The sequence below is a fragment of the Paenibacillus sp. p3-SID867 genome (assembly GCF_025142895.1).
Classification (GTDB): domain Bacteria; phylum Bacillota; class Bacilli; order Paenibacillales; family Paenibacillaceae; genus Paenibacillus_AQ.
In genome coordinates, this window is sequence record NZ_JAMBDM010000006.1 from 396700 (window position 1) to 403399 (window position 6700).

General features: G+C 47.9%; 5 protein-coding genes. 1 reads left to right on the plus strand and 4 read right to left on the minus strand.

The features are described 5' to 3' along the window. Positions 1 to 15: 15 nt before the first annotated feature. The 4 genes from M4D81_RS15260 to M4D81_RS15275 all read right to left on the minus strand — a co-directional run bounded on the left by M4D81_RS15260 (position 16) and on the right by M4D81_RS15275 (position 5890). Entirely contained in the window at positions 16 to 966 is a 951-nt protein-coding gene (locus tag M4D81_RS15260; protein ID WP_260067118.1) for an ABC transporter permease, read from the minus strand. A gap of 397 nt (positions 967 to 1363) precedes the next feature. Further along, positions 1364 to 2395: a glycoside hydrolase family protein gene (locus M4D81_RS15265; protein WP_260067119.1), complete on the minus strand. Its 1032-nt coding sequence runs from the start codon at positions 2393 to 2395 to the stop codon at positions 1364 to 1366. Beyond that, positions 2392 to 4212: an alpha-L-fucosidase gene (locus tag M4D81_RS15270; protein WP_260067120.1), complete on the minus strand. Its 1821-nt coding sequence runs from the start codon at positions 4210 to 4212 to the stop codon at positions 2392 to 2394. The genes M4D81_RS15265 and M4D81_RS15270 overlap by 4 nt, the downstream gene beginning before the upstream one ends. A 310-nt stretch (positions 4213 to 4522) precedes the next feature. Continuing rightward, a complete protein-coding gene (locus M4D81_RS15275; protein WP_260067121.1) occupies positions 4523 to 5890 on the minus strand; it encodes a helix-turn-helix domain-containing protein in 1368 nt (455 codons plus the stop codon). Between the two features lie 297 nt (positions 5891 to 6187). Here M4D81_RS15275 and M4D81_RS15280 point away from each other — a divergent pair, with 297 nt between their 5' ends. Then, entirely contained in the window at positions 6188 to 6508 is a 321-nt protein-coding gene (locus tag M4D81_RS15280) for a helix-turn-helix domain-containing protein (RefSeq protein ID WP_260067122.1), read from the plus strand. Positions 6509 to 6700: the final 192 nt, after the last annotated feature.

The following is a 6700-nucleotide window of genomic DNA, read 5'->3' on the forward strand; positions in this document are numbered from 1 at the left end:
TTTTCGGTCACCTGCCTAGTATAAGGAATTTCCGGTCGTTTTACGGCTTATGGCGTTTCCGCCCACAATGAGCAGCAGCCCGATGAGAGATTTGAACAGCCCGATGGCCGTGGTATAGCTGTACTGCTGTCCGAGCAGACCGACGCGGTAGATATACGTATCCAGAATGTCGCCCTTATTCTCGTTCAAGGCATTCAGGAACACAAACACGCGCTCAAACCCGAAATCGAGGAAATTGCCGATGTTCAGCAGGAACAGAATCATAATCGTGGGGAGAATCGACGGAATCGTAATCGCCAAGGTCTGACGCCACCGGTTCGCACCGTCTACGCGTGCAGCTTCATACAGATCCGGGTTGATCCCGGCCAGCGCCGCCAAATAAATAATCGTTCCCCAGCCTGCTTCCTTCCAAATGCCGGATCCGATCAGAATGCTGCGAATATAGCTTTCCTCGCCAAGGAAGTAAATCGGTTCAAGTCCCACCCACATCAGAATCTGATTAATGATCCCCGTGGTCGGAGACAGAATGCCTACCGCAATCCCCCCGATAATGACCCAAGACAGAAAGTGGGGCATGTAAATGACCGTCTGCAGCACCCGTTTGTACAGGACAAGACGAATCTCGTTTAACAGCAAGGCCAGAAGGATCGGTACCGGAAACGCAAATACAATGCTGTACATCCCGATCAGCAGGGTGTTCCAGAAGATCCGCAGAAACTCCTCGTACTGAAACATTCGGTAGAACTGATCCAGCCCCACCCATGGGCTTTCCCATATGCCTTTGAATAAGTTGTACTCCTGAAATGCCATGGCGCTGCCGAATAAAGGGACATATTTAAATACCAAAAAATAGAGGATGCCCGGAATCGAGATGAGGTATATCGCCTTATACTTGCGAAAGCTGGATAACCATTCCCGGCTCCGCGCTGACGGTGTTAGCCGCGTGCTTGGGTTGATGTTCGTCATAAGGACCTCCCGTTGTAAGTTTTCCTTCGTATTCATCGTATAAGCGGAGGTCCATACCAACAATGGCGGCATTTGTTTGTCGATGTGTTTTTTTACGATTGTGTTAGGAGATCGCGGGTAGCGGGGCGGAAATAGAGAAAAAAGCCCTGCTGCTTAACATGGTCTATGTCTAAATCCACCATGTTAAGCAGTAGGGCTTGCAAGGGGTGTACTCGCAGCCGTACACGGGCATGGCCGCTGCACCGCGCATGCTTCCAATGATCGGGGCTTCCCCAACAATATGGATCGCGCCTATATATTTAAGTTTATAATTCCCCCCTAAATAGCGCATCATGAGATACAAGAACACGCTTCAGGTTCTTTTTATGTGATGCTCCGTATCGGATACGGATAACAACTACTTATCGTTCTCCACGATCTCCCGAATCGGAATCGCCATATTCCAGGTCTCCGTACAATCGTAAAACCCGCGGCTCCCGTCCGAAGTCGCGGCAAACATCCAGGCCGGACGACCGTCCTCCATGAGCAAAAACGGCCGTTCCAGGTTGCCCATCAACCGTTCCGTTCCATCGTCCCACCGTACTCTGCGAGAGTATACGGGTTCCCCTGGTTTGGTTGTCATCTTCCACTGTTCCCCGTTCGCCGACCAAGCATGGACTCCACTATAGCGCTCCCCACAGATGGAGCCGTCCATGTCCTTGGCCATCATCTCGTACCCGCGAGCCGTGCGCCAAACGAAGGGATCTTCAATATGAATGGCTGGATTGAACAGCGGTTCAGGCTGACGAACGTAAGGCCCGTAAACCGATTCCGAGCAGGCCAAGCCCAACTGCATGTTGCCATAGGAATGCCCTTCATAGGGACGAGATTTATAGATAAGCTTCACCGAACCGTCCTCATGAACACAGGGGGCCGGATTAGATACCAAGAAGCTGTCAAAATGATTCGGACGCGGCAGCAGAACCGGATGATCCCTTCGAGCCCACGGACCGGTTACGGAAGGGGCAGTCGCCACTCCGATCCGTTTGTTGGCCCTGGCAACTGCGGCCAGCGGATCATTCGGCAGCAGCGCCTCCTCTTCGTCAGGCAGCCGGAACGGGAACGTCGTGCCCATATAATAAAGCACGTACGTGCCGTCCACCTTCACGATATGCGGATTGTGCACGCTGCATCCGTCCCAATAGGCCGGCGATCTAGCCCCGAGCACCGTCTCCTCGTATACATACGGTCCGGCAGGATGGTCGGAGACCGCACGGACGATCTCCGAGGCCGCAAGCCAGCCGGGATGCATGGGCAAGGATTTCGGCCAGCGTGAAGCAAACATATGGTACCGTCCGTCCTCACCCTTGATGACGCTGCCGCACCATATCCAATAACCCGGCATTCGAAAGCCTCCTGCAACCGGTGCAGGATCAAATACGATGTTCATGAATCCTCACTCCTCTTCACGGGTAGTAGCGTAACCTTGCGCAAATTCATTAAGGAATCCGATACCAGCGATAGCCCCCGTACTTCAAGACGGTGTACGCCTGCCGAGAGAATGGTCAGTTGACCCATTTCAAATTCTCTCCAGCATCCGTCGCCACCCGTATCGCAAACGGTATAAGCGTGCTTCCGTTCATCCAGGGACAATTCAAACCGTCCACCGGCCTGATCGGCTCCTGCTGAATAAGTGACCATGACCCGGCAGAGAATCGGCGTCTCTTCCTCCGATCGAAACGTCCATTGAACAGCCGCAGAAGGAGTGGTCCAACTGGTCACGCCGTCATGACCACGTTTTCCATTATCGTATCGCAGGCCATCGCCCTCGATAACACCATCATAAGCCCAGAACGTATTCGCCATATGATTTATAAACCTAGGGGTCTGGTTGCTCTCCAGCTCCCCATTCAGCTTCAGCTCAAACACAGTCGCATAAGCGTCCTGAGATACCGAACGCACATCAATCTGCCAGTCCCACGGTCCAACCCGCCGGATCGGCAAGTTATCTTCCTTCGTCTTCGTTCCGATAGGTCTCGCATATTGAACTCCGCTAGCGAGACCGGGCAGTACCAGTAAACCATCCTGCGGCCATTCTCTCACCAGCAGGTACAAGAGATTCTCATCCGGCTTCCATGTGCAATAACCCCACTGCGGCGTACCGATCGGACTGCCGCTCGTGCCGTATATCGCTTCGCCGTTCCGCTCCAAAAAGCCGCCCACCGTCTCTAGCAGGCGTCTCGACGTACCGTCAATCGCTCCGCTTCCGAGCGGCCCGATATTCAGTACCAGATTGCCGTTCGCAGCTGCCACGCGGAGCAGCTGTTCGATCAGTTCATCCGGACTCTTCCAGTTGTCATCGTCATAACGGAACCCCCAGGAATCATTCAGCGTATGAATCGATTCCCAGTCCGACTGCACTGGATGGAACCGGAGCTGGTTATCATGCGGATTGCCGTAATCCGCAAACCGGTCATCCCGCAGCCGCTTGTTAATCAAGCAATCCGGCTGCAGCCGGCGTACCCGATCATGGAACCACACGGCATGTTCGTCGCTGATCTTATGACCGCAATCAAACCACATCAAACCAATCGGACCGTAATCGGTCAGCAGCTCCTCTACTTGAGGAAGCGCTTTCTCGTGAAGGTAACGCTCAAATCGTTCCCGCTTATCGTCATCGTCGATCCATTCCTCCAGCACATCCCACGCGCCGATATTCCCCGGATAATCCAGCGTGTTCCCCTGCGAATCGGGATGATGCCAATCCATGGCATGGGAGTAGTAGATTCCAAGGCGAATCCCCTCCGCTTCGCAGACCTCTGCCAGCTCCTTGAGCGGATCCCTTGGAAAATGAGCGTGGCGAGTAATCGAATACTCGCTGACCTTGGAATCGTACATCGCAAACCCATCATGATGCTTGGCCGTCACGATCATATATTTTGCCCCGGACCGCTTGGCCAGCGCTACCCATTCATGCGCATCAAAAGCCTCCGGGTTCATCCCGGCCGCTGCCTCCGCATACTCGGCCACCGGAATCTTCCCCCTGAGCTGGATATGCTCCGCATAATTCGCATCCACCTGTTGGCCGTTCCACTTCCCGCCCAGCATCGAATAAGGCCCCCAATGTACAAATAACCCAAAGCGAGCTTCCCGCCACCAGTCTATCCGACGGCTACGATCATGATCATTTACCAGCTTATTGCTTGCGAGAACATTGGACCTTTCCTGCATAAGTCCTGCCCCATCCATGTATTCGTCCCGCTTCATACACGCCCTCCTCGCTGGCCGGCCATCGGCCAGAACCGTCTAATAACCTCCATTATAGAAGTTATGCCATGACAGCCTCTTTGTTTTTTTGGGTTGGGGTTGTGTTTTGTTGAGGTGGGCGGGGCAACCTGGACCCATGAATATGATCCTATCTGGGTGCAAGAACAGTTGGAGAAGCCGCTGAAATAATGAACAGAAAAAAACCAAGCATTTAGGGGCAAACCCTGTGAATGCTTGGTTTTTATTATCATCCATTTATGTGCTTTTAGTCCAAGGACTCTACTATACCCACCAAATTACCTCATGGGAATTACCAACCGTAAAGGCCACGGTACTCCAACTGTTCCCATAAATCATTGTATCGTTGCTGAGCTGCATCAGATACTCCATGTCTGAACTGTTCAAATAATTTTACACATTGCAGTGTCGCGTTTTCATTGCGAATTTCAATAGCGGACGCAAGCCCATCCAAAGCAGATTTAGCTCCCTCATCATATCTTCCTTTTATAAAATAATAACGTGACAATTCAGCCTGAAATCGCACATATCGCTCTGCCCTTACTAAATAATTATATGTGCCGTTGTCCTTTTGATTTAATGACAAAATATGATCTTCAAACTTTAGTAGAACATGATCTATATTGAATTGAAAACGATTAGCAGCTTGAACAATCTTGGTTAACGCAGGCAGAATCTCATCTTCTTTCGTTTCAATAAATTCCACATATTCATCAATAATTTCAAAATCACCCATCATTACCTTATATAAATATGTATTCGCTATAGCCCACATTTTAAAATTATCCTTAATTGCAAGTGCTTCTTCCGAGACCTCTTTAACCCAGCTCAAGTCAGAATATAACGCCACATATCGTAATGCCTGCTCATAATCGCCACGCTCATCACAGACAGCTGAACACATCAAATATGAATAAATAATATATAGAAACAATGGCTTTTGGGGTTCTTTATCATGATGATAGCGAATGCCTTCATATTTAAAAGCATATTGAATTTTTGCCTTTCGCCCCATTTCTTTAGCCAACATTTCAACCTTACTCCAATGGCGCAGAGAGCAGAATACATTGGCCAAATCTTTTAGTGCATCAAGCTGATCCACTTCATCTAAACGTTCGACAAATTCCTCAAATTTGGTGGCTGCCCGAAGGTTTTTTTCCTGATCATGACCTAACGAGATTGTAAACAATCGGTAATGACATAGAGCTAACCGTTCAGAATGTTGATATTTCTCACATTCAGCTACTGATTCGTACATAATTGCGGCAGATGAATTTTTACCCTGATGAAACAAATCCTCTGCTGTGTCAAAAAGCATCGGCACATAAGCTAGGTTATCCGTCATAAATCGAACAACCTTCTGAATTAACTCCAGCTTATCCAGTTCGGCACAGCGGTACAAAAACGGCTTTAGTCTTCTCCAATTCAGCGGATAAGCAAAACATTCATCCGCATACAGCTCATAAAAGCTGCCTTCGGGAAGTCCCATCGCCGCTACCATTCGATCTAATTGCTGCATAGAAATAGGGCGTACACCCTTAATAATAGTGCTTAACGTCCCAGAGTTTATTTTTGATAGTTCCGAAAATTGATTTATAGTTAATCCCGTCTTTTTCAAGTGAAAATCCAATTCTGATCGTATCGTGGTTGTATGTATCAATTCAACAACCTCCAATAAGAATATCCGAGTTCGGAACATCTATAATTTAGTATGACTCTATAGTAATAGTATAAATGAGTCCAACACCTGTCAATTAATGCTTAAAGTTAGTATTGCACACATAACTCACTTTGCTAAAAGAATACCTTTTGCAATCACTCGCCATACTAGAATATATTTACAATTTCACACATGAAACTTTTAAGGACAATAATTAATAAATAATGGAACTTTTAGTGACTCCAATATTAACTACCTTTTGTCTACACTTCATATATAAGAGGAGTCGATACATATATGGATAAATCGGTTGCAGAGAGATTGGGAATTGCTATACGAGAAATAAGAAAAAACCAGAACTTAACTCAAGAGGAGCTTGCCGAAAAAATCGGGTCCTCGTTTAGCTATATAGGCAGGCTGGAAAGAGGAGAAGGCAATTTCACCGTACAAACCCTCGAGAAAATTACAATAGCGCTAAACATCGACTTCTTTGACTTTATGTCATTAAGTAAACAAGATAATGAGATCATACTTGAAATTAATTCGCTGCTATTGCAGCAGGATGAAGATAGCCAATTAAAAGGATTAAACATCCTTAAAGAGTTGTATCGGAAATAAAGAATGAACATTACTAAAGATACCTATCTTCCTATACGATTCTTTTGAGTCAACATTTCAATCCGATAACTAACTCCTGGTTATACAGGAGTTTTTTTATTTTATGGCTTTAGCCAAGTTGAGTGCGTGAAACGCGCGAAATCATGATCACCCGTCCAACGGGTGGTTTGCTCTTGGGTATAACTCCTTGTT

Excerpts from the sequence above, each read along its gene's own strand:
- M4D81_RS15280 (WP_260067122.1), top strand. The coding sequence starts at position 6,188 with ATGGATAAATCGGTTGCAGAGAGATTGGGAATTGCTATACGAGAAATA.
- M4D81_RS15265 (WP_260067119.1), bottom strand. The coding sequence starts at position 2,395 with ATGAACATCGTATTTGATCCTGCACCGGTTGCAGGAGGCTTTCGAATG.
- M4D81_RS15260 (WP_260067118.1), bottom strand. The coding sequence starts at position 966 with ATGACGAACATCAACCCAAGCACGCGGCTAACACCGTCAGCGCGGAGC.
- M4D81_RS15270 (WP_260067120.1), bottom strand. The coding sequence starts at position 4,212 with ATGAAGCGGGACGAATACATGGATGGGGCAGGACTTATGCAGGAAAGG.